Source organism: Pseudomonas sp. GW821-FHT04D07 (genome assembly GCF_059420225.1).
The window spans coordinates 173315-198225 of record NZ_JBWKTH010000009.1 but is presented as its reverse complement, the minus strand read 5'-3'; the positions used below and the strand labels follow the sequence as shown (position 1 = coordinate 198225).

The window sequence follows — 24911 nt, the reverse complement described above, 5'->3', positions numbered from 1 at the left end:
TGGTGTCCACTTAAATTTAGGTGGACACCATCGCCTCAAGCGACGGTGTCAGGAAGGTGTGTTGCCCGGACGGTTACCGAAGAACTCATGCCTCCTTGCATTGAGGTCAACATTCTGGGTGTTCCACATGCGGTGTACGTTGAGTTGTTTCCCAATCAAGTCGCTAGATACGCGCGCCAATTCGACTAATCGGGCAAGTGCATCAAGCAGCTTTTGCTCGAAGGCGGCCTATTACAACCCGCCGCAACCGGCCAGAAGCCAACATCGTGGCAATAGCCCAATTCGCCTATAGGCTCAGCTGAGGTCACACCCACTCGGCTTAGGCCACGTGGCCGCCGGCTTTTGCGCCTTCACACTGGCGGACACCGGAATGTTCACGTTCTCTGCACCGACCACAGCTTCGAGTTCATTGATGCTGCGGATGTAGGCATCCAGATTGCCCAGGCTGGCCTGATTGGGAATGTACCAACTGATGGCCTGGGTCTCCCTGGCTGCATTCGTGGTGACGACGGTTTTCCAGAAATAGTCAGGCGTGCGAATGCCATGGGAAGCCACGAAGTAATCGTTCGATGGATCGCTGTAAACTACCCCCCCATAGGCGTGAACCGTCGCCAGATCCCGATAGCACTCGGCAACCTCCTCTGCCTGCTTCCAGATACCGCGGTTGAAGGTGCCCACCTGCGGCACGATGTTGGTCATGTAGTTGGCACGACGAATGTAGGTCTCGTCGTAATCCATGTGGTTGGAGGTCACGAGGTGCCCTCGATCCCAACCACTGACACTGGAGTAAGTCGCCGCACTGGACTGCTGACCACAGCCACTGGGCAGATCCGGGTCCAAGCGAAACGACGAGGGGCGCGGCACCGATCCGGTATCAGCAGTCAGCACATACTGATAACGCAATGCAGTGTGATTGGTACAGTCATACGTCAGCACGAAGCCGCCCTTGTCGAGCGTGATGATGTTCGACGTGACAGCGGCTGCAACGGGAGCCGGCGACCGAAGCGTTTCTTGCGTAGGGCTCTGGCAGCCCGACATGACCAAGAATGAGAAACACAGCGTACCCAGGAGTAAATTCGTTCGCATGACATGTCCCTATGACGTGAACTGAGGATGAAGCGCTGATAGTAGGCCACAGCCAGACCGCACCTCTATTCGCATCTATTGCGCACTGTTTCGAGTCCCGCCCTGTCTCCCCGATTATCGCCCCGACAAAAACTGCCCTCCTCCTGCAATGCTCATCGGCCAGCAGGAGTTCACTGTGATTCCAGTGGAATCACAACGACGAGCAACTGACGACCCAGGGAAAGTGGCTTGACGCACGATAGCCCCCATGCCCAGGATGAAGAATCCTGAGGAGGGATCCTTCATGCCAAACGTGGTTTACTTTGCGAGCGACGACAACTTGAACTGCGTCCAGGTGATGCGAAAGCGCTTCTCTGCAAGCACCTTCACCGCCGTGGCGGCCAACGCCAACCCTGCGACCCTCCTCGCCGCCCTTATCGAGGCCCAGCCAGTCAACTTGCTGATGATTGGCACGCACGGCGCACACGCGGCCTTTCTCACCATCTCTGGCCACGAGGAGTCCAATGCGCCGGGTTGTGACATCTCTTACGAGACCGGCCATGCGCGGCACACTCACCCCGCCACCTTCGGTGCGACGATCAAGCCCTACCTCGCGGACGGTGCCGTGATCTCACTTATTTCTTGCTCCGTGGCCGGGGGCGAGCACGGGAAGACCTTCGTGATGGCCATGTCAGCGACGACAGACGCCACGGTCCGCGCGGCCGACAACGAGGTCCAAGTCAACACGGTGGGGGATGAAACGGTCAACGTCACCGTCAACGGAGGTGGTGTATGGGAGAGTACGAAGGGGAGCTACCCGGTGGAAGTCACAAAACGCGGGAGTCGCTACCAATATTGGTGAGGTCAACCTTGCCGCAAGACCGACGCGATGTGCTCTCCGTGAACTGGCGAGCACCGATCAAACAGGAGACTGATTGAAGCGGCAGCGGCTCTTACAAGGAGCCACTGCCCTCCAGCCAAAGTCTGCGCCTTCATTCCGGCTCATCAGCCTCAGGAACAGGCAAAGGACGCTCCTGCACCGCCATGGCAATGCTCTCAACACGATGCGGCAAAATCCCCACGCGACTGGCCTGGACCTTCATTGCTCGGCATTCGATGCCTTTATCATCCTCCCACTTGTCCATGAGCATTCGCCCTGTGACCAGAACCCGCATTCCTTTGCAATAGAGCTCGGAATAGCGCTCAGCGTCCTTGTGCCAGACCTCAACACCGGCCCAGTAGCCACCTCGATCCTCGTACTCGCCATCGCTTTTCGGAATCGGATTGTCGAAGTACACATTCAGCCGAAGCAGCCGGTAAGGCTCATTGTTGCCGTTGGGGATTTCCTTGAACTCAGGCTTCGTGCCGATGTTGCCCTCACCCCAAAAATTGCTGGCCATGGTCAGTTCCCCTCCGTGTGATGACTGACGTCTTGATCCATTCGCTGACGGTAAACCTCATCGGCAGTCTCCACCTTGCAAGCGCACAGGAACGCCTGGCGACTGATGCTGTGGGTCAGACTGATCTGCATATTGATCACGATCCGCTGAAGCTCTAGCGCATAAAGCTCGGGCACCAAATTGATGGAGGTGCGCTCATCGCGAATCAACTCCGCCCACAGGTCCACACCCATCTTGCTGCGGTCCACTCGACTCCAACGCAGGAACACCGTACCCGCTCCGGTGGGCTGTCTCGTCAATCGAATAGGCAACAACGTGAACGGATAACGCTCCGCTTGGGCCAGCACACCCTGGATGGCCAACTCGATCAGGCTGTCCGTCAGTTGACTGCACGCATCCCCGAATTCGACCAGCTCCCCCTTACCCTTAAAAGGCTTTAAAAGCCCTTTAAGGAAGGCTGTGTGTTCCAACGCCTGGAAGGCAGTGTGTTGCAGTGGCTGGAAGGCCGTGTGTTTTGCACCATCCCTCGGCGCTGCCGAGTGATCACCACCAAAAGCATCTCCTGAAATACTCATCGCATCACCCTCCCAGGCGCTCGCAGCCCATCACTTTTATCAACCAAGCCAGGCACCGAAAACACCGGGCTCTCCCCCGCATCGTCCCCAACCTCAGCCTCGTCCTCGATCTCAGCCTCGTCCTCAATCTCTTCTTCAACGACCACTGCCGGCCTCTCATCGCTCACCCGACGCCGAATAATCTGAGGTGCAAATTCAGAGCGCCGCGTGCCCGCCAGCACATCCGCCGGCAACTCCCCAAACCGCTCCCGGGCTTCTCGCGCCGCGGCATTGTTGGCAATGAAATCCTCGCGGGTAGCCCCGGAAAACTTGAACTCCTGGGCCAAGCCAAACAGGCTGCGCAATACATGCCCGCCCGTATTGATCCAGCGTTCCATATCCCGACGGCCCATCAAAGCCGTGTGGTGAGCCTGCAGCAACCGGCGAACGATGTTGTCGTAGTCGATCAGCAGGTACACGGCCAAGAAACCCAACTGGGTGTTGATGTAGAGCGGCACCGTGACGGGGAGAACATTGAGGTTGTCGCCTACGCGAATGGCAGTGGGCAGACAGCCCATCAGCTCATCCAGTTGATCCTTAATCAGGGTCAAGGCGTCTTTCGAGTCCTTGAGCTTCTCGTGGATACGGATCATCCAGAAGTCGGCATAGGGGTCATCCCGCTCGGCTCCACGTTTGATCTTGTTCATCAAGCCGACGAAACCGTTGAGGCTGATGATGCCGCTCTTCTCTTCACCAGCGGGTCTGCCTTGCCAAATGCGGGCAGCGTAGTGAGTGTGAAGCGTCAGCTCCATGGCACTGCGCAAAGGACCGAGAGTGAGTGGAAATGGATTGGACATGGAAGACTCCTGATAGCTTGAGGTCAGGGCATCAGTGTCATCAGGAACAGGCGAGACGTCAGTCGACAAACAGGTTTACGGACCATTCGTTTTAGCGGGCGAAGAGCGAGAAAAAACGCTGAAAAAAACAGGAATGACGCAAGCGAGCCACCTACTGAACCGGCTGAAAATACAGTAGCGCCCTGCCAGTATGATTCCAGTGGAATCACCTGGAGAACGCCCCCTCAGCCACTCTGCCCCCACTTGCCAGGATGAACGAGGTGGACTTACCCCTACCAGACCGGACACCAACTCCCCGTTAAATTGACGCTCAAGACCATCGCCAGGTTTAGCGTTGGCTCACGCACAGTCATCAGCATGGCCACCTCCAGAACGGAGCGTATGTCCCGTAGGTTATGCAGCTCGCCATTTTTGATGTTGTCCAATACTTGAAAGATGACTGCCAGATTCAAAGGGAGCACCTGTACCTTCACCATTCCATGGTTATCAAATGACCTGACTCACAGGCCGATCTTCCTGTCGTTCAATAAGGCGCCGAGCCAAGCGTATGACCCGGAACAGCTTGATCAAGGCGGCATCGCTGAGACGCTCAGCTCTCGATGCCGGTTGATCGCCAAGCGGCAAACCGCCCAGTAGTAATTGCCCGAGCTTGACCGCAAATCGGTCACTGGGCATTTCTAAGGGCAACGCCAGATTAACGTTGCCCCTGAGTGGTCCTGGCCCTGACGCCAGTCCACAACCGTCGCTCAACCCCTCCAAGAGATTGAGGAGAATGCACGCCTGAGGCGTGAGCCCCTCTGGTGCGACAGTAAACGAATCATTGCCCCAGTCCACCGGACGGACACACCGAAAACCGATGCCCTGGTCGCTCGCGCAGAAAGACTCAGGCGCCAGTGCCACCTCATCGGCGATGTCCTGCACCAAACTAAAAATCTCCTGGCGCAAACCCTCAGGATCATCGACAACGCCTTGGAGCTCATCACAGTCCATCACCCCATCGGATTCATCCACCTGCACCGCAACGAACGGTTCGGGGATAGGCTCGACATCGGCTATCGCATCACCTTCGTCGCTGACCTGCAGAAGCCCGATCACATCAGTGGACGGCAGCTGTTGCGGTATGGTCGAGCCTATATGGCTCTGAAGAGCTGTAGGCTGCTCCTCTGCAGCGAGCGTGAACGGAAGCCCACCAGGGAGCTCCGGCTCGCCCAAAGGCTCAGGCGGAACCAATTCGCCAACCCTCACGGGATTGTCCGACGCCAGCCCCCCTGACGGCCCAGGAACCTGGTCAGTGACCAACCCTACCTGCCCGGGCATCAACGGAGGCGGTAACGTAGGAGACGCCAGGGGGAGCCCCAACGAATGCTGTTGCGGTACCTGCCGTTCAGGTTCGAGGAAGTCCAGTTTTAGCGTGTTGTAATCCTGTCCCAGCAACTGCCCCATCTTGTGCAGCAACTCATCCTGGAAACGCTCGTAGTTGAAGTTCCCCTGGTCAAACAGGGCGAGGGTTTCCTTGAACAGTGGCCCATGATCCATTGGTTGAAACGCTGCCCTCGCGTGCTTCAACCAGGCTCTTTCACTCGAACGGCGCAGCGCGGCCAGCTTTTCGATCTGGGGCTTACCCAAGCCTGCATACAACGTATTGGGAATGGCCGGCAGCAAATAGCGCACCGTGTCCTGCATCTTGCTGATGTGGGACTGCGAAACCGGGTAACCATCGGCCATGAGACGTTTGGCCAACTCACGCTGGGAAAGCGACGCCTCCAGCTCCTGTTCATAGAACGCCTTCAGTCGCTCCACACCCAGCGCCCGCTCGATAAAGGTCAGCCCACCGTGCAGATCGCTCTCCGTCAAGTGCCCTGCCAGGGCAACGATTTCCCCCCGGGCCGGCCAGGGGCGAAAGAAGCAGTGAATACGAAAGAACTGCTCGTCTCGGGTTTCCTGCCAGAGGTCATTGAGAATCGCCAACCGCGTATTACCGCCGTTGCGGATGATGAAGTGTGCCTCTTCTGGCCGACGGGTGATGGGCGGTGGTGCATCCAAACCACGGCTGAGGATCGAGGCCCGTATCTCGTCATACAGTGGGTTGCGACTCACCCTAGGGTCGTATTCATAGGCCCGCAGCTCGTCCAACGTCACAATCATCGGGGTGTCGACAACGGGATCAGGTAATCGCGCTGTCATCGCCCTCTCCTTGTCGCCCCTCAACGTCCTCGAAAGCCTCTGCCAAGTCTTCAAGATCGGATTGAGACTCATAACTGTACCCCTCGAGCTGAATACGCAGTACCTCAACCCCTCCCCAGCCCTCCAGGCGACAAGCCAGCTCGTACAAAAAATCACGGCGGTCCAACAACTCTCTGCTGAGCTGGAACAGCACCGTGCAGGTGCCATCGAGACGCTCATCAAGACCCAAATCCATTTGTGCATTCTCCCTGTTGTAGCGATCGCCCACAGCGCCGACCGCCCTTCTACTTCGCCTTGTCGATGCGATGACTCAGCCATCCCACCGAACTTTCCTCCTGCAAGATCCGAATCCGCACCCACCGCGAATGAGTGCCATCGCGCGCCTCATCGGATCCATTTCGTAATGGCGCTTTAGATTTTTAGTTCATTTCCTCAGGGTTCTCTGTCAGTAAAGGCACCTCATCAAAAGGGAAAAACAAGCACACACGGTGGGACGCTCACTTATATATCCGTTCCTTTGAGGGGAATGTCGCTGCGGTCACTGACGCGAAAAAGCAACACAACACCCGCCTGCACCTCAGGCGCTGACGTTTGATGCAGTGCAATCCCGGGCCTCACGGGCACAAGACTCGGACGTGCACAACCCACCTGGCTATCCTGATGCCCGAGGTTGCTACAGGCGACTTCATGGATGATGTGGTTGCGTGAAACGTGATGAGTCCCGCCACTGCACAATGCCGATCAATACAATCTGAACTACGAGGTCATGAGCAGTGAGAGTTGCAATTGCGTTGTTGTTGAGCCTGCTACCGGTTCTGGTTCAGGCGACAGAGATCGGCGAACGCCTGGCCCCCTGGACCTTGCTTGATCAATATGACCGGCCCTACAGCCTGGATGAGAGCACCCAGATTCTGCTGGTCGCCCGCACGATGGACGGCGCAAAGCTGGTCAAGGCCGCCTTACAGGACAAGCCCAAAGGTTTCCTGGAGGCGCGGCATAGCGTATTCGTGGCCGATATCCAGCGCATGCCTGCTTTGGTCAGCAAACTCTTCGCCATCCCCGCCATGCGTGACTACAACTACCGCGTTTTGCTCGACCGCGAAAACCGCGTGGCGCCCCGTTACCCAGGCGCTGAGGAGAAGGTACTGTGGTTGCAGTTGGACAATGGCCGGCTGGTTGCACAACACGAATTCGCCAGCGCCGCCGACTTGCGCACAGCACTGGATACCGTGGCAAATCCATAATGGCTTGCACGCATTGAAGGCCATGCTGTTAGAACTGAAGACCCACAACACCGCAGACGACAGCGACATGGGCAGCATCGGGCTGGAGGTGTTTATCGTTCGTGAAATCGCCAGGCCCCATGGTAGTGATGTAACGGTCAGCTCGGATGCGCTGGGCGGCACGGCCTGCGATATCCACTCTCCGATCATCAGCCCATCGCCCTGACCCCTTCACAACCTTCCTACACTCTCTCTATTGAGCCGCGCTTGATCGGCGGCCTAAACTCGCCGGCCCTCCCACGAGAGATCCCCCATGACAGCACCTGCCTCCCCCGCAGCCGGGTCGGACCACCGCTGGCTCGCCTTGATCGTCCTGTGCCTCGGGGTGCTGATGATCGTGCTCGACACCACCATCGTTAACGTCGCGCTGCCTTCGATCCAGACCGACCTGCACTTCACGCAAACCTCCCTGGCCTGGGTGGTGAACGCCTATATGCTGACCTTCGGCGGCTTCCTGCTGTTGGGTGGTCGGCTAGGCGACCTCTACGGCCATCGACGCCTGTTCCTGCTCGGCATCGCGTTCTTCACCCTCGCCTCGCTGGCCTGTGGCCTGGCCCACAACCAGGAAACACTGATCTGGGCCCGAGCCTTTCAAGGCCTGGCCGCCGCCGTGGTGACCGCCGTGGCCCTGTCGCTGATCATGGACCTGTTCAGCGAACCGGCCGACCGGGCCAAGGCCATGGGCGTCTACGGTTTCGTCTGCGCCGGTGGCGGCAGCCTGGGCGCCCTGCTCGGCGGCGTGCTCACCAGCACCTTGAGCTGGCACTGGATCTTCCTGGTCAACCTGCCGATCGGCGTGGTGGTCATCGCGCTGTCCCTGCGCCTGCTCTCGAAAACCCTCAACCAGCATCCGTCCCGCAACCTCGATGTGGCCGGTGCCCTCAGTGTGACCGCCTCACTGATGCTGGCGGTCTACGCCATCGTCAATGGCAACGAGATGGGCTGGACCTCGCTACGCACGCTCACCCAATTGTTGATCGCCGTCGGCCTGCTGCTGCTCTTTCTGGTCATCGAGACCCGGGTGAAAGCGCCGCTGATGCCCCTGCGCCTGTTCCGCCTGCGCAACCTGGCCATCGCCAATATCATCGGCATGCTCTGGGCCGCCGCGATGTTTGCCTGGTTCTTTCTGTCGGCGCTGTACATGCAGTTGGTGCTGGGCTACACGCCCTGGGAGGTGGGGCTCGCGTTCCTGCCCGCGAACCTGATCATGGCGGTCTTTTCCCTGGGGATCTCGGCCAGGCTGGTGATGCGTTTCGGCATTCGCCTGCCACTGGCGGTCGGGCTGGCCCTGGCGACCCTCGGCCTGCTGCTGTTCGCCCAGGCGCCGGTCGATGGCCATTTCCTCCATCACGTCCTTCCGGGCATGCTGTTGCTGGGACTGGGCGCAGGTATCGCGTTCAATCCACTGCTGCTGGCGGCGATGAACGATGTCGCACCGTCTGAATCAGGACTGGCCTCCGGCGTGGTCAACACCGCCTTCATGATGGGCGGCGCGCTGGGGCTGGCGGCACTGGCCAGCCTGGCCGCGGCGCGCACCGAACTGCACCTCGCAGCGGGCGTGCCGGCGCTGTCAGCTCTCAACGACGGGTATCAGAGCGCCTTTCTGGTGGGCGCGGTGTTTGCCGCACTGGGTGCAGGCCTTGCCGCGACAATGATGCGCAGCAAGACCGGTGAACACCTCGACGGTGTCGAGGCCTAGCTCGCGGCCTGCCGTTCAAGCCGATCGATATCGGCCATGAATCTCTCCGCCGGCAAGGGGTGCCCCAGCAAGTAGCCTTGCAGGGAGTCGCACCCCAGGCGGGTGAGAAAGCTCTGCTGCATATCGGTTTCCACCCCTTCGGCGACGATCCGCAACCCCAGCGCCTGCCCCAGGGCGACAATCGCCGAGACGATCGCCGCGTCGTCGCTGTCATGCTCCAGGTCGCGGACAAAGCCGCGGTCGATCTTCAGCTCGTTGGCTGGAAGGCGCTTGAGGTACATCAGGCTCGAATAGCCGGTACCGAAGTCATCGATGGACAGGTCCACGCCCATGTCCGAGAGTTTCTGCAGCACCGCCATGCTCGCATCGGCGTCACTCATGGCGGTGGTTTCGGTGATTTCCAGGGTCAGGCTGTTGGCCGGCAACTGATGCCGCTCCAGAGCACTGGCAACGCTGTCGACCAGGCCCACATGGCAAAACTGCAGGGCTGAGAGATTCACCGCGATCCGCCAATGCTGGTAACCCTGCTCATACCACAGGCGCATTTGTCGGCACGCCTCGTTCAGTACCCATTCACCGATGGGGATGATCAGACCGGTCTTTTCCGCCAGGGTGATGAACTTGTCCGGCAGCAGCAGCCCCTCCTCCGGGTGCTCCCAGCGCAACAGCGCTTCGGCGCCGACCGGGGTGCCCTTGAGGGCATCGAACTTGGGTTGGTAATACAGGCGGAATTGCTCCTGTTCCAGGGCCTGGCGCAGGTCCTGCAGCAGTTGAAGCTGTTTGAGTGCGTTGTTGTTCATCGATACGTCGAAGAAGCTGTGGCCGTTCTTGCCGGCGCCCTTGGCGTGATACATCGCCGCATCGGCGTTCATCAGCAATTCCTCGGCGGTCTGGCCGTTACCCGGGTAGAGCACGATACCGAGGCTCGCGGAGATCAACAGGTCGTGGTTGGCCACCCGGAAAGGCCGGGAGATCAGGCTGACCTGACGCGACGCCACTTGCAGCGCATCGTCCGGCTCGGCCAGTTGCACCAGCAGCACAAACTCATCACCGCCAATACGCGCCAGGGTGTCCTGGCTGCGCAGGTCATCACGCAGACGAAGGGCGACTTCACGCAGCAATTGATCGCCCATGTGGTGACCGAACGCATCGTTGACCGGCTTGAAACCGTCCAGATCGATGAACATCAGCGCAAAGCAGCCGCCATCGGCCGTGGCCTTGTGCATCGCCTGGTCGATACGGTCCGCCAGCAGCACCCGGTTCGGCAAGCCGGTCAAGGTATCGTGCAATGCCAACTGGACGAGCTCCTGATTCGCCTGGCTCAGCGAGTTGGCCAGCACGGCGGTCCGGGCCTCGAGCCGCGCATCGAGCAGCGAGGTCAACAGCGCGATGGACAGCACCGCCAGGCTGGTCACCAGCACCAGATTGTCCAGGCCCGTGCCGGACAACCCGCTGCCCACCGCCCCGCAGAAACTACCCTCGCTGAAGTTGGCGGCCGCCATGCCGGTGTAGTGCATGCCGACAATCGCCAGGCCCATGATCACCGCGGCGCCGCTGCGGGCCAGGCGCACATAGGGGGTGTTGCGCCGCAGGCGAAAGGCGATCCACAAGGCCGCGGCGGAAGCGACCACGGCAATCACCAGCGAGGCGCCGAACAGGGTCGGGTCGTAATCGATGCCGGGCTGCATCCTCAGCGCCGCCATGCCGCAGTAATGCATGGCGCTGATGCCGGCCCCCATGACCAGAGCACCCAAAGCCAATTGGGCCATCGGTAGGCGGGGCTGGCTGACCAGCCACAGGGCAAAGCCGCTGGAAAGAATCGCGATCAACAGCGACAGGAATGTGAGTGGCCCGTCGTAGGCCAAGGCAATGGGCAGTTTGAACGCTAGCATGCCGATAAAGTGCATGGACCAGATGCCCACGCCCATGGCCAGGGCACCGCCGGCCATCCACAGGGACACCGCCCGACCGCGTGCCGTGGCAATGCGCCCGGTCAAGTCCAACGCGGTATAAGAGGCCAGGATCGCCACACAGAGGGAAATAAAGACCAGCACGGGAGAATAGCTACCAATGAGCATGACGAGTCTCTGAAACATCGAGTCGGGAAAGCCCCGGACTCGGTGAAAAAACGGCGGATTGTACCTGCTTCCCTGCGAGTGCGCGGTGGAGTATTGGCTACTGGCCATTATTCAGGAGGACCCGCTCGCCGTACAGGTCAATACCCCTGGAAGACCGACCAACGGCATGCTTTATGGGTGATGGCAGGTCCGACCGCAACGATATTATTTACCGTGCCGGTCGCTTCACCGATGATAGTCGATCATGGGGGGAGTCGCTCCGGCCTTCAGGCTCGATCAAGCCCCCTCTCCGGGAAATTCACGTTTGACCCGGTCGATATAACGCGCCACCGCCGGAGCTTTTTCGAAGCGTCGATATATCAGCGACAACCAGGAACTCGCCGCGCAACCATGGATCGGCCGATACAGCACATTCGGCAGGTTCACATGGCCGATCACCGACTCGGGCACCACCGCCACGCCCTGGCCCAGGGACACCGCCGCGATCACCGCCACCAGCCCTCCGGGCTGTGGCCCCAGCTTCGGCGCATAACCGCCCTGGGCGGCGACCTGCAGGGTACCGCTGATCTGCTCCGGGAGAATAAAGGTTTCGTTCTGCAAATGTTCGGCGCCGATCTGTTTCAAGCGGCACAACCAGGCATCGTCCGCCACGGCCAGCACAAACCCCTCGGCATTCAGGCGCACCGCGTCCACGCCCTCGGGCAAGGACATCGGCGAGCGCACGTAACCGATATCGAAACGGCCCTCGGCGATCAGTCCCGGCAACACCGCCATCGGGCTTTCCCGCACCGCCAGACTGACCTCGGCGAACTCCCGGCTGAAGGCCTTGACCTGACGCTGCAACACCCCGGAGTACACCGCCGACGCCACATAACCGAGTTCGATATGCCCCACCTCACCACGCCCGGCCCGCTGCGCATTGCGCTGGGCGAACTCGAACTGACGCACCGTCGCCTCGGCTTCCGGCAGCAGCGCCGCACCGGCTTCCGTGAGAGTGACTTCGCGCTGCCCGCGCAAAAACAGCCGGGTGCCGAGGGCCGCCTCCATGTCCTGGATCTGTCGACTCAGGGTCGGCGGCGCGATATCCAGCTGCTCGGCGGCACGGGTGAAATTGCGATGCCGGGCCACCGCCAGGAAATAACGGAAATGACGAATCTCCATACAAGCATTAGCTCAAAGGTAATGAAGTGCTGAAGCCCACCTAACAAAGCCACGCGCGACCCACGATAAGCTGCTTCTACCGCCACAGTAGAGAGCTTGCAGCATGCCCGTCAAATCCATTAACCCTTTGCCATATGCTTGCCTGAGCCTGCCGCTGGTGGCAACAGCCGATTCATCCCCCTGCATTGCCCACAAGGCAATCCTGGATCTGGAGCTGGCCCGCACGCGGTTCAAGGACGCCATCGCCGCCCTGCCGTCGCAGGCCCAGCCATGAGCCGGGCCAGCCCGCGCGTGACGCTGCTGACCGCCTCCGGCGTCTGCTCGCTGATTGTCCTCGACACCAACATCGTCGCCGTCACCCTGCCGAGCATTGCCCGTGACCTGGGGGCCAACTTCGCCGATATCGAATGGGTCGTCAGTGCCTACATGCTGGCCTTCGCCGCCCTGCTGCTACCGGCAGGGAACATCGCCGACCGCTTCGGCCGGCGCAAAACCCTGCTCTGGGGCCTGACCCTGTTCATCCTCGCCTCGCTGGGTTGCGGCGCGGCCCCCGACAGCCTGTTCCTCGATATCGCCCGCGCCATCAAGGGCATCGGCGCCGCGCTGCTGCTGACCTCCGCCCTCGCCTCCATCGGCCATGTCTTTCACGATGAGGCCGAGCGGGCCAAGGCCTGGGCATTCTGGGGCGCCTGCATGGGCGTGGCGATGACCGCCGCGCCAACGCTTGGCGGGTTGATTACCCAGTACCTGGGCTGGCGCTGGACCTTCTACCTCAACCTGCCGGTGGGCCTGTTGTTGATGGCGATGGTCCGTCACGCCGTGCCGGAGTCCCGGGACAGCCAGGCGGCGCGCCTCGATCCCTGGGGCAGCCTGGCCTTCAGCGGCGCGCTGCTGTGCCTGATCTGGGGTTTGATCGAAGCCAATCGCATCGGCTGGAACAACCCGCTGACCTACGCCCGACTGTTGGGTGGCGCCGCGCTGCTGGGACTGTTCGTGTTCGTCGAGCGGATACAGCAACGGCCGATGGTCGACCTGCAACTGTTCCGTCACCCGCGCTTTATCGGTGCCCTGCTGGGGATGTTCGCCTATGCCGGCTGCGCCCAGGTGATGATGACCCTGCTGCCGTTCTACCTGCAAAACGGCCTGGGCTTTTCCGCCGTGACTTCAGGCCTGGGCATGCTGCCGTTCGCCCTGGCCATGCTGATCTGCCCGCGCATCGGTATTCACCTGGCCTCACGCTTTGCCCCGGCGACAATGATGGCAAGCGGCCTGACCCTGGTCGGTTGCGGCAACCTGCTCAGTGCATGGGCGGTCGGCAGTGGCGCCTATCTGCCGTTCGCCCTGGCAATTACCGTGACCGGTGCCGGCGCCGGGCTGCTCAACGGCGACACCCAGAAGAACATCATGGCCTGCGTGCCGCGGGAACGAGCCGGCATGGCTTCGGGCATGAGCACCACCATGCGCTTCAGCGCGATCATGCTGACCATTGGTGTGTTGGGGGCCTTGCTGGCCAGCCATACCGAGCAATTGCTCCAGGCCAGCCTCGCCGCGCACGCCGCCCCCTGGCTCGATCAGGCCCAGGCGATTGCCTCGCGGGTGGTCGCCGGCGACATGCCGGCAGCCATGGCAACACTGCCGGAGTCAGCGCGCCAGATGGTCCAGCCTTTGGCTCGTGCAGCCTTTGTCGGCGGCTTTGGCACGGTGCTCTGGGTCGCGGGGTTGCTGGCATTGTCGGGGGCGTTGGTGGTGGGCAATTTGATGCGCCATCCCCTGCCGGTCAGCCGATCCTATTCATTGGCCAGGGAATAAATCCGCGCGGGGCTCGCCCTGCGCTACCAGGCCTTCGGCGACTCTTGCAGCAATGAGAATTGAAACTCGCCTACAAGGGCGGGCGCGATGGAGGCGACTGTATCGACGCCAATACCCGCTCGGTGTTTTCCGTACAACTGGTCCCTTCGGGCCGGTTGCGGATACTGTTGACGATCCCCAGCAACTGCAACTTGCTATGAGCCAGACGCGCCTGCATGGCTTCGATCTGATCGATCTTGCGCTCCAGGCTGTCGACCATGACCTCATGCCCCACCCCCCCGGTCTCGGCCACCGGCACCAACGCCCGCAGTTCCTCGAGGCTGAAACCTGCCTGTTGCGCGCACTGGATGATCGACAACGTCTGCAACACCTCGGCCGGGTACTCGCGGTAACCATTGGCCTGACGCTGTACCTTGCGAATCAATCCCTGGGCTTCGTAGAACCGGATCTTCGAAGCCGCCAGGCCGCTGCGCAGGGCCAGTTCACCGATTTTCATAAGAGGCCTCGAACGGACGCTTGACATTAAAGTTAGGTTTAAGCTTAGCCTGAACTCCCCACTACCCCGGAGTCAAGCATGTCACCCTTTCAAGCACTGCTCTTGCCCAATGGCGTACAGATCCCGAATCGCATCGCCAAGGCCGCCATGGAAGAGAACATGGCTGACCTGGATAACGCGCCCTCCGCTCAGTTGATGGAACTCTACCGTGCCTGGACCGACGGCGAGCCGGGGTTGCTGCTGACCGGCAATGTGATGATCGACCGTCGCGCCATGACCGGCCCGGGCGGCGTGGTGCTGGAAGATGAACGGCACCTGGAGAAATTTCGCCAGTGGGCCGCCATTGGTCGGGCCAAGGGCGCGCAGTTCTGGATGCAGATCAACCACCCAGGGCGCCAGACCATGGCCAACCTTGGCCAGATCGCCTGGGCACCGTCCGCCGTGGCGCTGGACCTGGGCGGGTTCTCGAAGATGTTCGCCGAACCGCGGCCCATGAGCGAAGCGGATATCGAAGAGGTGATCGGGCGCTTCGCCAACAGTGCCCGCCTCGCCGAGCAAGCAGGCTTCAGCGGTGTGCAGATCCACGCCGCTCACGGTTACCTGATCAGCCAGTTCCTCTCGCCGCTGAGCAACCAGCGCAACGACCGTTGGGGCGGCTCGCTGGAAAATCGCGCACGCTTGTTGCTGTCGGTGGTCGCGGCGGTCCGGGCAGTTGTCTCAGCGGATTTTTGCGTGGCGGTCAAACTCAACTCGGCGGACTTCCAGCGTGGCGGCTTCGACGCTGACGATGCGCGCCAAGTGATCGAATGGCTCAACGATTTGCCAGTGGACCTGGTCGAACTCTCGGGTGGCAGCTACGAGGCTCCGGCCATGCAGGGCGAAGCACGGGACGGTCGCACCTTGGCGCGGGAAGCCTATTTCATGGAGATGGCCGGCGCGCTGGCGAAGGTCGCGACCATGCCGGTGATGGTCACTGGAGGCATTCGACGCTTGCCCATCGTCGAGCAGGTGCTGGACAGCGGCATCGCCATGGCCGGTATCGGCACCGCGCTGGCCGTGGAGCCGCACCTGCCCCGGCACTGGCGCGAAGGCCGGAACAGCCATCCGCAATTGCCACCGATCCACTGGAAGAAAAAGCCGCTAGCGGCCTTGGCGAGCATGGCGGTGGTCAAGTTCCAGCTGCGGCGTTTGAGCAAGGGCCAACGCCCTCACCCCGAAGTCTCGGCGGTGTGGGCGCTGGTGCTGGATCGGCTGTTTATCGGCCGGCGGACGAAGCAGTATCGCGCGGCGATGAAACATCTCGCCACCTGACCGCACGCCCTTGGAGCCGGCTTGCTGGCGATGAGAACCGTGAGCCTTGCATCGCCCGATCAGACGCTATCGCCGGCAAACCAGCGCCTACAGGTAACGCAGCGTTATGCAGGCCCTGTACCCGGCTTCCCGGACGGGATTTCAGCGCCCGGCAAAGCGCAAGCGCGACAGCATTTTCAGATCGCCATCCTGGTAATACCCGTCGCTCCAGCTGTTGTCCGGTGACAGCGGCTGGACCTGCTTGAGCTCCAGCTTCTTCGCGTAATAGCGAAACCGGTAGTGCTCGTAGAAACGCAGAATCTCCAGGCCATAACGGTCGGCCAGATCGACATCGCCACGGATCACCAGGTAGTTCTCGTCGTTGCCGTCACTGGCCCCAACGCTGAGGTTGTGGCTGCCACTGATAATGGTCGGCGCATCCGTGGTGAAGTCGGTGACGATCGCCTTGGTATGCACCAGCAGGTTGCCCTTCTGGCCCAGCAGCCCTTCCTTGATCCAACCCTCCAGACCGGTATTGAGCAAGGCCGTGGCAACAAAATCGTCGGTACGGTCGGCGTGGATGCCCGAGATGCTGCTGGCGGTATTCTGCAGGCCGAAGCGCAACACATCGTCATGCGGCTTGCCGAGCAGGGCGTCGAGGATTTCCTGGGGCAAGGCGAAGGCCGTGGCGAACAGCACGTCCTTTTGCGCCGCGCTGATGATCTGCACGAACTCTTTCAGATCGCCCTGCCCGGTACGCGGGGAAAACCCGGCGAACAGCGGCTGGCTCGGGTCCATGGGATTATTCTGGGTAATCCACTTGCGGGTCGCCGCCACATCCGCCGGGGCCGCCCAGATTTCCTCGAAGACCTGGGTGTACTCGCTGGCCAGGCGGCTGTCATCGAGCACATGCACCACGTTGGCCTGGCGATACACGCCGTTGGCGGTGAAGTTGGTACTGCCACAGAGCACCGCTTCAGGCCGGTACTCGCCACCGGCATCGCGCTGGCTGAGAACAATGAACTTGTCGTGGAAGATATTGCTGGTGACCCGCCCGCGTTTGCTCTCGGCCGGAATCGGCGCCAGGCTCTGCTCGTTCAGGGTGGTGTCCTCATCACCGACCTTGGCGTGGTACAGCACGCGAATCCGCACACCGCGCTGCTGCGCCGCGTTCACCGCATCGACAATCGCCTTTAACTGATACTCATAGATGGCGATATCCAGGCCCCACTGCACATCCGTCGCCCGGGCGATAAAACCGAGCAGTTCTTCCAGCAGGCCGTTTTCCAACCACAGGCGCGCCGCATCGGGCCAGGCTTCGATGGGCAGGTTTTTCTGGGTACTGATCAGTTTGTCCAGGTCGGGAAACTTGCGCTCGAAACCCTGACTGGCCGCCACCGCACGGTTGAAGATCACCCGCTGGCCCTTGGGCAGACCATTGTCGGTGGTCACCGTCACCGCCAGCGATTCACCCAGTTGCGGTGCGTCGGGCGTGCCATAGGCCAGGTGCACCCGATAGTTGCAGGTGCTTCCGGGCTCGACGTTGTAGTCGGCCCAACGGAATTTCTGCAAAGGCGCCAGATTGCTCGGGGTCGCGTGGTACTGGGGGAAGGTGTGCGCCTTGCCAGGGAACGTCAGGCTGTTGAACAGGAACTCCCACGGCTGGGTGCCCTCCTGGCGTTCGATGGCAAAACCGAGCAGGCCGGCCCGCCGCGATTCGGCAAGGTCGATGGCCAGTAACACGCCACTGGTCCCGGCGTAGGCCTTGACCCGAAAATCGTCCTGGGCATTGCTCTGAAGTACGCGCATGCATCACATCCTTGGGAAGTTCGCTGAGGGGTTCGAGCGTAGCGAATTTTTATCACGCTGGGCACTTCACAGGCTGATTTGCGCCATGAAATTTTCCATCAAGCGTTTCAACCCTCGACCTTGATCAACGACAAGCGGCGAATTACCGTCTGGCTCAACCCGCTACTTGAGTGGCCTCAGTGCCCATGCGCCGAGGGATGAGTGTGAGCCTGCAATGAATCGGGTACACCGGTACGAACCAGCCCGCCCTCTTCGATCCAGGCGCGGGTTTGCTCATAGGCGCGCTGCAACAAGGCATCGGTCTGGCTGAAGTCAAAGACCGAGATCCCCAAGGGACACAAAGGTGCCACCACGTGAATACCCGCCCGGTGCGCGTAGAGTTCGATATCGCGCACCAATTGCCGCATGCTCATCAGGTTCAACGTGTGCAGCGCCAAGGCCACCAGGCCGGCGGGCGGTTGTGGGCAGGCGCAACCGAAGCCCGTCGGCACCACCACGATGCGGCTGGCCCCCAGGTCGACCGCGCTGGCAATCGGTGTATTACTCGCCACACCACCGTCGATCAACAGCTTGTCACCAATCCTCACACAAGGAAAAACCAGCGGGATCGCCGCGCTGGCCAGCAGCGCCTGCTCCACGCTGCCGCTGGACAACAGCTCTTCGGCCCCCGTCAGCAGGTTGGTGGTAACGATATGCAGCGGCAGGACCGTGTCCTCGATCCGTGCCACGGGCAAGGCGCGCTTGACCAGTCGTTCCAGCGCCGTGGCCTGCAATAGAAAGCCGCGCCGATTGAACAGCGCCCCGAGGGTGTCGAGCAACGACAAGGGAAACACATCGCCCTTGCGCAAGTTGCGCCAGAAGTCCGCCAGCTCCGCCACACCCTGCGCGGTGGGGCGCGCGGCGAAGTAGGCGCCGTTGATGGCACCGACCGAGGCGCCGATCACCAGATCGAAGCTCACCCCGGCCTCCACCAGGGCCTTGAGCATGCCCACCTGGACCGCGCCGAGGCTACCGCCGCCAGCAAGCACAAGGGCAGTTTTGACAGCGTGCATGGCAGGCCTCGCTCGTACTCAATGACGGTCATACAGGAGCATAGCTGGCGGCTTGAAACTCAACTCGATAGCCAACTAGTATTCGCCAGGACTCAATAGAACGACCAAGGTTTCTTCACCGTATCAAAAGGACAAGATCAATGAAGCTTATCGGTATGCTGGACTCTCCCTACGTGCGCCGGGTCGCCATCACCCTCAAGCACCTGGGTATTGCCTTCGAACACCAGTCGGTCTCGGTGTTTCGTGACTTCGAGCGCTTTGCGCAGATCAACCCGGTGGTCAAGGCCCCGACCCTGGTCTGCGACAGCGGTGAAGTGTTGATGGACTCCGGGCTGATTCTCGAGTATCTGGCGCTGATCGCCGGCCCTGGCCCGTCCTATGCCAACCTGGCCGAGCAAGTACGCGGGCTGCGGCTGATCGGACTGGCCCTGGCCGCCTGCGAGAAATCGGTGCAGATCGTCTACGAGAAGAACCTGCGCCCGGCAGAAAAGCAGCACGGTCCCTGGTTGGAACGGGTCACCGGCCAACTGCACGCCGCCTACACGCAAATCGAGCACGAACTGGCGCGCCAGCCGCTGCCGCAGGACGGTACGATTCGTCAGGAAGGCATCAGCCTGGCGGTTGCCTGGAGCTTCAGCAAGATGATGCTCCCCGAGCAATGTCCAGCGACACACTATCCGCACCTGGAACACTTTACCGCCTATGCCGAGCGCCTGGAGATTTTCGCCAGTACCCCGGCAACCTGATCCCCCTCGCGCTCTCCCGCAGCCGTTCATCCTGTCGGCGGTAGCGTCTACCTGACGGTCTACCGCCGCGACCGACTCCAATCATCGGACTCAAATCTGCCCCCTCCTATCGTATGAAACGGCTGTCTCCCAGAAAACCAGCAGTCAACATTTCATGCGCCAAATAGCTGAAAAACGTTTGCTTATAAACGCCAACACTCAGCCTCTTCCGAAAATCAACAACCCGGCTTGTATAGACCTCGTTTTTATCTAAACTTCAGGCCTTCAAATCCGTACCTTTCTCTAACCCAAGGCACAACAATGAAGTACTGGAAAGACCAATTATTACGAGACCTGCCTTATATCAAGGACACTGAAACACTATTCGCGGTGACAGAAACCCTGATTCAGCAACTTGGTTTTGAGCACTACGCTTACACCTTCTACCCATCACCCTCGCCCTTGTACGGCGCTGCCCAATCACACAACAACTATCCCCCCGCCTGGAACACGCTCTATCAACAACGTTATTTCCAGGCGATAGATCCGATTACCCTGCACGGCCAAAATTCATTGCTCCCCCTGCTCTGGTCGGACGAAGCTTTTCTCAAGCAACCCGACTTTAGAGCGCAACAAAAAAACCATGGCCTGATACACGGGCTGTCCCAATCCACCCATGACGCCCGCAGTCGAAAAAGCATTCTAAGTGTCGCGCGAGCGACCCCGGCACTTTCACTTGAAGAGTTCCATGAAAAATCGAACCATGCCATCTGGTTGTGCAATTTATTGCACATCATCATGACTGACCTACAATCGCCTATCGACAGCCCCCACAAACTCTCACCCCGAGAAATCGAGGTGCTCAGATGGTCCGCCCTCGGAAAGACAGTGGGGCAAATCGCTCAACTGCTTCAGTTGAGCGAGCGTACGGTGAATTTCCACATTGGCACCGCCATCAGGAAGCTAGGGGCTGCCAACAAGACCGCCGCGGTAGCGAGGGCAGCCCTGTACGGGCTGATTTGAAAGCCTTCACGGACCGTCACTCAAGCGCATCGAGCATCACCCATCCCAACACCCGCCCGCACACTTCAACGATCGGCGGCGAAGCCTCCACCAGGGTATTATTGTTTTTTGATGTATTGGCGTCGCTGTAGCGATGTAGACCCAGACTCCCATTCGGTTCAGGATAAAGGTAGTCTACCCGCTGTACGCCATCCAACATAAACACACACACGGTTTTTTCTTCAATCTTCGTCAGCGAAGGTTCAAAAGCAACAAGCGCTCCTCCTGGAACTCTCCCGCCCATATTATCGCCGACCATACGCACCCAACAGACAGGCGCACTCTTTACTTCGGTTCTCCAGGACACTTTGTCACAAACGACCTGATCGACCGGCTGTTTTTTATCGACCCGCTCCGGGTACTTGAGCCCCCGCCCCTCACGCAGCCAGCGAACATTGACCGACAACAAAGCGGCAATCGCTTCTTGCCGCCGCAACGGCACCCCCCGATTAAACCAATTATTCACATGCTGGGCCTTAACACCACAATAGAGTGCGAAATCCGTTGCCGTCAAATGACACTCTTTGAGAAGCGCTCTCAGACGCGCCCCTGATCCTACCTCCACATCCATTTGACGATGAGGCATTAACAATGAGAGATCCATTCAGTCACATTCCTTGCCAAACATCGTGTGAAAGTTACCACGCCGTTGATTTTATCGACCAAACAGAAACAATTACTAAAACTTATCCGGTTTAAAACGTTTAATCAGAGAAGGGTCATTCCCGGAAAATCAACCCGACCACCCTGACTTCGATTGACCTGGAAAACACCTCCCGCCTGAGAGGACGGCCGATTCAGCGGCGCCAGAACGCCCGATCGCGGCTAAGGTTTCAATTGATCGGTCAGGACTCGGCCCATTCGAAAAGCCGTAGTGGCAAACTGGCATTTCGACAAAACTCGACAATACTTGGTCGCGTTCCGAATCCTCAGTCACTCTCCTCGAAATGGAGTTCGCCATGAAGTCGCAAGAACTGGAACTTGACGTGGCCGTGGTCGGTGGTGGTGTCTCAGGCTGCTACAGCGCCTGGCGTCTGCAACAGGTCCATGGCGATACGCAGAACATTGCCCTGTTCGAATACGGTGAGCGAATCGGCGGACGCCTGTTCAGTATCCATCTGCCGGGGCTGCCCAATGTGGTCGCCGAGGTCGGCGGCATGCGCTACATCCCGGGGCCCGACGGCCATGTGGTCGTCGACAGCCTGGTCAAGCACCTCAAGCTGCCCAGCCAGGATTTCCCCATGGGCGCGCCCAAGCCGGTCTACTCGAAGAACAACTTGTTTTATCTGCGCGGCAAGCGCTTTCGCTATCGCGACTTCGTCGAAGCCCCGGAGAAGATCCCCTACGACCTGGCCTGGTCCGAGCGCGGCTTCTGCCCCGAGGACCTGCAGGTCAAAGTGATGAACTACGTGTACCCGGGCTTCGACAAGCTCAGCCTGTGCCAGCAGATGCAGGTCACGGTGTTCGGCAAGGAAATCTGGCGGTACGGTTTCTGGGACCTGCTCTACCGGGTGATGAGCAACGAGGGTTACCAGTTCATGAAAGACGCCGGCGGTTATGACGCCAACGTCGCCAATGCCAGCGCCGTGACCCAACTGCCGGCCACCGAATACAAGGACACCACCGAGTTCCTGACCCTGAGCAAAGGTTTCCAGAGCCTGCCCCTGACCCTCGCGGCGAAGTTCGCCAAGCTGCCGGGACAATTGCCGGGCAAGCAACGGGTGCACATGAACCAGCGGCTGACCGCCATCAACTACGCCAAGGACACCGACTTCCCCTACCGCCTGCACTTCCAGGCCACCACCACGGTGGACGGCAGCACCCACGACATCGGCGGCCAGTCCGTGGTCAAGGCGAAGAAAATCATCCTGGCCATGCCACGCCGTTCCCTGGAACTGATCGACTCGCCGTTCTTCAGCGACCCGTGGCTCAAGGACAATCTCGGTTCGGTGCTGGTGCAATCGGCCTTCAAGCTCTTCCTCGCCTATGAGCAGCCCTGGTGGCGCGCGCTCGGACTGGTGGCCGGGCGCTCGGTCACCGACCTGCCAGTGCGGCAGATCTACTACATGGGCACCGAATGCGAACAGAAAGGTGGCGAATCGACGCTCAACTCGTTGCTGATGGCCTCCTACAACGACATCGGCACCGTACCGTTCTGGAAAGGCCTGGAAGGCGGTGCGCCATTCGTTGGCCACACGCCCAGCAACCTGGCCGGGCTGCTCAAGAGCGAGCCGGTGGTGCCCAGGACCCAGTTCACCGTCAGCGATGAAATGGTCCGGGTGGCACAGATGCAGGTCACCCAGGTCCACGACCAGGTGGAACTGCCGCGCCCCTACTCGGCGGTCTATCACGCCTGGGATGCCGACCCGTACGGCGGCGGCTGGCATGAATGGAAGGCCAATTACCGACTCGACCAGATCATCTGCCGCATGCGCCGGCCGGTGGAAAATCAGCAGATCCATATCGTTGGCGAGGCCTACTCTTATGGCCAGGGCTGGGTCGAAGGCGCCCTGACCGTGGCCGAGTCGACACTCCAGGACTTCTTCGGGCTCAAGCGTCCGACCTGGTTATCCAAGCACTACGCCCTGCTACCGGTGCCGACACCCGACGGCTGTACCCTGCAACCGGGCCAGCGTCCGGCCTGCAAGGACTGCGCAGACACCCTCAATGAAGTGACTCAATTTGCCTATAAGGGGATCGACCATGGCAATACGTAGAGACTTTACTGTCGCTGACTACCTGCTGGCGCGGCTCCTTCAACTGGGGGTCCGCAAGGTGTTCCAGGTCCCCGGCGATTATGTGTCGGGATTCATGGACGCCCTGGAAAAATCCACCGATATCCAGCCGGTCGGCGAAGTCAATGAAATGAGTGCCGCCTACGCTGCCGACGGCTACGCCCGCTATGCCGGAATCGGCGCCGTGTCGCTGCAATACGGTGTCGGCACCTTCAGCGCGGTGAATGCCATTGCCGGCGCCTATGTCGAGCGCAACCCGGTGGTGGTCATCAGTGCCAGTCCGTCGGCGAAAAACCGCCAGATCATCTGGTCCGCGGACGTCCTGTTCCACCACTCCACCGGCGACCTGGAAGTTGGGCGCAAGGTGTTCGAGAACATCACCGTCGCCTGCGAACTGCTGGACGACAGCCGCACCGCACCGGCCCTGATCGATCGGGCGCTGGTCGCCGCCATCAGCCAGCGCCGGCCGATCTACCTGGAAGCCTGGCAAAACGTCTGGGGTGAACCCTGCGAGGAACCTGTCGGCGAACTGTCTGCCGTGCCGGCCGCCTGCGATCTGCTGTCGCTGGACGCCGCGGTCGAGACCTCGGTGCAACGCCTGCGCGAAGCGAAAAAACCGTTGATCATGCTCGGTATCGAGATCGCCCGTTTCGGTTTGCAAAAGCAAGCGCTGCACCTGATCGAAGCCAGCGGCCTGTCATTCACCACCTCATTGGAAGCCAAGACCGTTGTCGACGAAAACCACCCGCAATTCATCGGCACCTATGCGGGCACCGCCTCACGCCTGTGGACCCAGGAGCTGGTGGACCAGACCGACTGCATCCTGGCCATCGGGGTTATCTTCACCGACGACTACCTGCAATTGCTGAAAAAGGATTTCGGCCAGATCATCCTGGTCAACGCCCAGTTGGCCCGCACCGGGCTGCAGTATTACCCCCATGTTCCGCTGCCGCAGTACCTGACCGCGCTGACCAGCGCACTGGGCCTGGACGACGATTTCCCACTGCCCTTGCGGCCACGCGAGCCCCTCTCGCCACTACTCAGGACCAGCGCCAACGACACGCCCCTGAGTTATGAGCGGTTCCTCGACACCCTGAGCGATTTTGCCCGGGAGCAACGCCTGTGGGACAACAGCGCGCTGATCCTCGGCGAAAGCTCGGCGCTGTACGCCGCCAGTAATATCATGGGCATGCCGGAGAACAGCTTTGTCGCCGATGCCATCTGGGGTTCCCTTGGTCATGAGACCGGTTGCGCCCTGGGCGTGGCCATGGGCGGCCAGCGTCGGCCTCTGGTGGTCGCCGGCGACGGCGGTTTTATGATGATGTGTCAGTCGCTGTCGACCCTGGTGCGCAATCGCGTGAACGCTGTGGTGTTCGTCATGAGCAACGAGGTCTACGCCATCGAGCAGGCTTTCGTGAATATCAATGCGTTCAAGGAACATGGCGAGTTCGCGCCGTTCGACATCCTGCCCAGTTGGGATTACCTGGCCCTGGCCCAGGGCTTCGGCGCCAAGGGCTACAAGGTTTCGACCCTGGGTGAGTTGCGCGAACTGCTGCTCAAACTGCTGGTGATCGACGAGACCGTACTGGTCCAGGTGGTCATCCCGCAAAAAAACCTGGCGCCGCAGATCGAACGACTCGCATCCTGAAAGG

At 60.5% G+C, this 24911-nt stretch carries 23 protein-coding genes; 11 read left to right on the top strand and 12 right to left on the bottom strand.

The annotated features are described in order from the left end of the window. Window positions 1-294 precede the first annotated feature (294 nt). Window positions 295-1086, bottom strand: a complete 792-nt coding sequence (locus AC07T0_RS14245) for a DNA/RNA non-specific endonuclease (protein ID WP_495001783.1) — start codon at window positions 1084-1086, stop codon at window positions 295-297. Window positions 1087-1369: 283 nt separating this feature from the next. Between AC07T0_RS14245 and AC07T0_RS14240 the strand changes: the two genes are divergently transcribed. Next, window positions 1370-1927 (top strand): DUF4347 domain-containing protein, encoded by a 558-nt coding sequence (locus tag AC07T0_RS14240; protein WP_495001782.1) that lies wholly within the window; start codon window positions 1370-1372, stop codon window positions 1925-1927. A gap of 130 nt (window positions 1928-2057) precedes the next feature. Here the strand turns inward: AC07T0_RS14240 and AC07T0_RS14235 are convergent, their stop codons facing one another. From AC07T0_RS14235 to AC07T0_RS14215, 5 genes are all read right to left on the bottom strand, one after another. Further along, window positions 2058-2465, bottom strand: coding sequence for a single-stranded DNA-binding protein (locus AC07T0_RS14235; protein WP_495001781.1), 408 nt, complete (start codon window positions 2463-2465; stop codon window positions 2058-2060). A 2-nt stretch (window positions 2466-2467) separates the two neighbouring features. After that, the gene (locus AC07T0_RS14230) at window positions 2468-3040 is read right to left on the bottom strand and encodes a DUF3158 family protein (protein WP_495001780.1); all 573 of its coding nucleotides are present in this window, start codon (window positions 3038-3040) and stop codon (window positions 2468-2470) included. Then, a complete protein-coding gene (locus AC07T0_RS14225) occupies window positions 3037-3876 on the bottom strand; it encodes a PFL_4669 family integrating conjugative element protein (RefSeq protein ID WP_495001779.1) in 840 nt (279 codons plus the stop codon). The genes AC07T0_RS14230 and AC07T0_RS14225 overlap by 4 nt, the downstream gene beginning before the upstream one ends. Window positions 3877-4362: 486 nt before the next feature. Further along, a complete protein-coding gene (locus AC07T0_RS14220) occupies window positions 4363-6060 on the bottom strand; it encodes a ParB family protein (protein WP_495001778.1) in 1698 nt (565 codons plus the stop codon). Then, window positions 6041-6295 carry a hypothetical protein gene (locus tag AC07T0_RS14215; RefSeq protein ID WP_495001777.1) on the bottom strand — a complete coding sequence of 85 codons (255 nt, stop codon included), beginning with the start codon at window positions 6293-6295 and terminating at the stop codon, window positions 6041-6043. The genes AC07T0_RS14220 and AC07T0_RS14215 overlap by 20 nt, the downstream gene beginning before the upstream one ends. Before the next feature lie 538 nt (window positions 6296-6833). On the opposite strand from AC07T0_RS14215, the gene AC07T0_RS14210 reads away from it, so the two are divergent. From AC07T0_RS14210 to AC07T0_RS14200, 3 genes are all read left to right on the top strand, one after another. Beyond that, window positions 6834-7304: an FAD/FMN-containing dehydrogenase gene (locus tag AC07T0_RS14210; RefSeq protein ID WP_495001776.1), complete on the top strand. Its 471-nt coding sequence runs from the start codon at window positions 6834-6836 to the stop codon at window positions 7302-7304. Window positions 7305-7326: 22 nt separating this feature from the next. Next, window positions 7327-7509 (top strand): ATP-binding protein, encoded by a 183-nt coding sequence (locus AC07T0_RS14205; protein ID WP_495001775.1) that lies wholly within the window; start codon window positions 7327-7329, stop codon window positions 7507-7509. Between the two features lie 87 nt (window positions 7510-7596). Continuing rightward, window positions 7597-9042 carry a DHA2 family efflux MFS transporter permease subunit gene (locus AC07T0_RS14200; RefSeq protein ID WP_495001774.1) on the top strand — a complete coding sequence of 482 codons (1446 nt, stop codon included), beginning with the start codon at window positions 7597-7599 and terminating at the stop codon, window positions 9040-9042. On the opposite strand, the gene AC07T0_RS14195 is transcribed toward AC07T0_RS14200, so the two are convergent. Beyond that, window positions 9039-11120, bottom strand: coding sequence for a putative bifunctional diguanylate cyclase/phosphodiesterase (locus AC07T0_RS14195; protein ID WP_495001773.1), 2082 nt, complete (start codon window positions 11118-11120; stop codon window positions 9039-9041). The two genes, AC07T0_RS14200 and AC07T0_RS14195, sit on opposite strands and share 4 nt — an antisense overlap. Window positions 11121-11396: 276 nt before the next feature. Beyond that, window positions 11397-12281: a LysR family transcriptional regulator gene (locus AC07T0_RS14190; protein WP_495001772.1), complete on the bottom strand. Its 885-nt coding sequence runs from the start codon at window positions 12279-12281 to the stop codon at window positions 11397-11399. A 103-nt stretch (window positions 12282-12384) separates the two neighbouring features. Here AC07T0_RS14190 and AC07T0_RS14185 point away from each other — a divergent pair, with 103 nt between their 5' ends. Together AC07T0_RS14185 and AC07T0_RS14180 are read left to right on the top strand one after the other, a co-directional pair. After that, a complete protein-coding gene (locus AC07T0_RS14185) occupies window positions 12385-12555 on the top strand; it encodes a hypothetical protein (protein WP_495001771.1) in 171 nt (56 codons plus the stop codon). Beyond that, window positions 12552-14090: an MFS transporter gene (locus AC07T0_RS14180; protein ID WP_495001770.1), complete on the top strand. Its 1539-nt coding sequence runs from the start codon at window positions 12552-12554 to the stop codon at window positions 14088-14090. Before AC07T0_RS14185 ends, AC07T0_RS14180 begins: the two co-directional genes overlap by 4 nt. A 70-nt stretch (window positions 14091-14160) precedes the next feature. Here the strand turns inward: AC07T0_RS14180 and AC07T0_RS14175 are convergent, their stop codons facing one another. Beyond that, window positions 14161-14586, bottom strand: a complete 426-nt coding sequence (locus AC07T0_RS14175) for a MerR family transcriptional regulator (RefSeq protein WP_495001769.1) — start codon at window positions 14584-14586, stop codon at window positions 14161-14163. Between the two features lie 78 nt (window positions 14587-14664). On the opposite strand from AC07T0_RS14175, the gene AC07T0_RS14170 reads away from it, so the two are divergent. Next, window positions 14665-15897: an NADH:flavin oxidoreductase/NADH oxidase family protein gene (locus tag AC07T0_RS14170; RefSeq protein WP_495001768.1), complete on the top strand. Its 1233-nt coding sequence runs from the start codon at window positions 14665-14667 to the stop codon at window positions 15895-15897. Window positions 15898-16038: 141 nt separating this feature from the next. On the opposite strand, the gene AC07T0_RS14165 is transcribed toward AC07T0_RS14170, so the two are convergent. Further along, the gene (locus AC07T0_RS14165; protein WP_495001767.1) at window positions 16039-17685 is read right to left on the bottom strand and encodes a phospholipase D-like domain-containing protein; all 1647 of its coding nucleotides are present in this window, start codon (window positions 17683-17685) and stop codon (window positions 16039-16041) included. Window positions 17686-17861: 176 nt separating this feature from the next. Continuing rightward, entirely contained in the window at window positions 17862-18737 is an 876-nt protein-coding gene (locus AC07T0_RS14160) for a patatin-like phospholipase family protein (protein WP_495001766.1), read from the bottom strand. Window positions 18738-18877: 140 nt separating this feature from the next. Here AC07T0_RS14160 and AC07T0_RS14155 point away from each other — a divergent pair, with 140 nt between their 5' ends. Beyond that, window positions 18878-19483: a glutathione S-transferase gene (locus AC07T0_RS14155; protein WP_495001765.1), complete on the top strand. Its 606-nt coding sequence runs from the start codon at window positions 18878-18880 to the stop codon at window positions 19481-19483. Between the two features lie 300 nt (window positions 19484-19783). After that, window positions 19784-20485, top strand: a complete 702-nt coding sequence (locus tag AC07T0_RS14150) for a helix-turn-helix transcriptional regulator (protein WP_495001764.1) — start codon at window positions 19784-19786, stop codon at window positions 20483-20485. A gap of 16 nt (window positions 20486-20501) precedes the next feature. Here the strand turns inward: AC07T0_RS14150 and AC07T0_RS14145 are convergent, their stop codons facing one another. Next, window positions 20502-21128: a hypothetical protein gene (locus AC07T0_RS14145; RefSeq protein ID WP_495001763.1), complete on the bottom strand. Its 627-nt coding sequence runs from the start codon at window positions 21126-21128 to the stop codon at window positions 20502-20504. A 355-nt stretch (window positions 21129-21483) separates the two neighbouring features. Between AC07T0_RS14145 and AC07T0_RS14140 the strand changes: the two genes are divergently transcribed. Beyond that, the gene (locus AC07T0_RS14140; RefSeq protein WP_495001762.1) at window positions 21484-23241 is read left to right on the top strand and encodes a flavin monoamine oxidase family protein; all 1758 of its coding nucleotides are present in this window, start codon (window positions 21484-21486) and stop codon (window positions 23239-23241) included. After that, on the top strand, window positions 23228-24907 hold the full coding sequence (locus AC07T0_RS14135; RefSeq protein ID WP_495001761.1) for an alpha-keto acid decarboxylase family protein: 1680 nt from the start codon (window positions 23228-23230) through the stop codon (window positions 24905-24907). The genes AC07T0_RS14140 and AC07T0_RS14135 overlap by 14 nt, the downstream gene beginning before the upstream one ends. Window positions 24908-24911 lie beyond the last annotated feature (4 nt).

Coding starts and splice junctions, on each gene's coding strand:
- AC07T0_RS14245 (WP_495001783.1), bottom strand. CDS start 1,086: ATGCGAACGAATTTACTCCTGGGTACGCTGTGTTTCTCATTCTTGGTC.
- AC07T0_RS14240 (WP_495001782.1), top strand. CDS start 1,370: ATGCCAAACGTGGTTTACTTTGCGAGCGACGACAACTTGAACTGCGTC.
- AC07T0_RS14235 (WP_495001781.1), bottom strand. CDS start 2,465: ATGGCCAGCAATTTTTGGGGTGAGGGCAACATCGGCACGAAGCCTGAG.
- AC07T0_RS14230 (WP_495001780.1), bottom strand. CDS start 3,040: ATGAGTATTTCAGGAGATGCTTTTGGTGGTGATCACTCGGCAGCGCCG.
- AC07T0_RS14225 (WP_495001779.1), bottom strand. CDS start 3,876: ATGTCCAATCCATTTCCACTCACTCTCGGTCCTTTGCGCAGTGCCATG.
- AC07T0_RS14220 (WP_495001778.1), bottom strand. CDS start 6,060: ATGACAGCGCGATTACCTGATCCCGTTGTCGACACCCCGATGATTGTG.
- AC07T0_RS14215 (WP_495001777.1), bottom strand. CDS start 6,295: ATGGATTTGGGTCTTGATGAGCGTCTCGATGGCACCTGCACGGTGCTG.
- AC07T0_RS14205 (WP_495001775.1), top strand. CDS start 7,327: ATGCTGTTAGAACTGAAGACCCACAACACCGCAGACGACAGCGACATG.
- AC07T0_RS14200 (WP_495001774.1), top strand. CDS start 7,597: ATGACAGCACCTGCCTCCCCCGCAGCCGGGTCGGACCACCGCTGGCTC.
- AC07T0_RS14195 (WP_495001773.1), bottom strand. CDS start 11,120: ATGCTCATTGGTAGCTATTCTCCCGTGCTGGTCTTTATTTCCCTCTGT.
- AC07T0_RS14190 (WP_495001772.1), bottom strand. CDS start 12,281: ATGGAGATTCGTCATTTCCGTTATTTCCTGGCGGTGGCCCGGCATCGC.
- AC07T0_RS14185 (WP_495001771.1), top strand. CDS start 12,385: ATGCCCGTCAAATCCATTAACCCTTTGCCATATGCTTGCCTGAGCCTG.
- AC07T0_RS14180 (WP_495001770.1), top strand. CDS start 12,552: ATGAGCCGGGCCAGCCCGCGCGTGACGCTGCTGACCGCCTCCGGCGTC.
- AC07T0_RS14175 (WP_495001769.1), bottom strand. CDS start 14,586: ATGAAAATCGGTGAACTGGCCCTGCGCAGCGGCCTGGCGGCTTCGAAG.
- AC07T0_RS14170 (WP_495001768.1), top strand. CDS start 14,665: ATGTCACCCTTTCAAGCACTGCTCTTGCCCAATGGCGTACAGATCCCG.
- AC07T0_RS14165 (WP_495001767.1), bottom strand. CDS start 17,685: ATGCGCGTACTTCAGAGCAATGCCCAGGACGATTTTCGGGTCAAGGCC.
- AC07T0_RS14160 (WP_495001766.1), bottom strand. CDS start 18,737: ATGCACGCTGTCAAAACTGCCCTTGTGCTTGCTGGCGGCGGTAGCCTC.
- AC07T0_RS14155 (WP_495001765.1), top strand. CDS start 18,878: ATGAAGCTTATCGGTATGCTGGACTCTCCCTACGTGCGCCGGGTCGCC.
- AC07T0_RS14150 (WP_495001764.1), top strand. CDS start 19,784: ATGAAGTACTGGAAAGACCAATTATTACGAGACCTGCCTTATATCAAG.
- AC07T0_RS14145 (WP_495001763.1), bottom strand. CDS start 21,128: ATGGATCTCTCATTGTTAATGCCTCATCGTCAAATGGATGTGGAGGTA.
- AC07T0_RS14140 (WP_495001762.1), top strand. CDS start 21,484: ATGAAGTCGCAAGAACTGGAACTTGACGTGGCCGTGGTCGGTGGTGGT.
- AC07T0_RS14135 (WP_495001761.1), top strand. CDS start 23,228: ATGGCAATACGTAGAGACTTTACTGTCGCTGACTACCTGCTGGCGCGG.